The 374-nt window shown below is 39.3% G+C and carries 1 protein-coding gene; it reads left to right on the forward strand.

Features of this window, described 5'->3' with window-relative positions:
- Positions 1-374, forward strand: a 374-nt coding sequence (locus AC1DKN_RS21065) for an ADP-ribosylglycohydrolase family protein (RefSeq protein WP_476872412.1), incomplete at both ends; no start/stop codon positions are given.

Here is a 374-nt window from a genome sequence, read left to right on the forward strand (position 1 = left end):
GAATATCTCCGTTGGCTTTTACACTATGGAACGAATCCGATTTTTCAAAAAGGCAAGCTGAGATCGAACGGTGGGCCTTTATTACACATCGTCATCCCCGATCAACGCTGGGATGCTTCATTTATATAGAATTTTTAATAAACTTATTTGATCATTCTCCTGAAGAGGCATATAAACAAGCTGTTCATTCTTGTCTGGAGAATTTGAGAGGAACCGAGTATGAAAATGAGTTTTCTGCGTATAAGAGGATACTTAATGATGACATTGCGAGAGTTAAAAGAGAAGACATTATGTCAGACGGCTATGTTGTGCACTCTTTAGAAGCGGCATTGTGGTGTTTCCTCAATTCAGACCGTTATTCTGATGCCGTATTG

It is taken from the genome of Arthrobacter sp. 01N444, assembly GCF_056399305.1.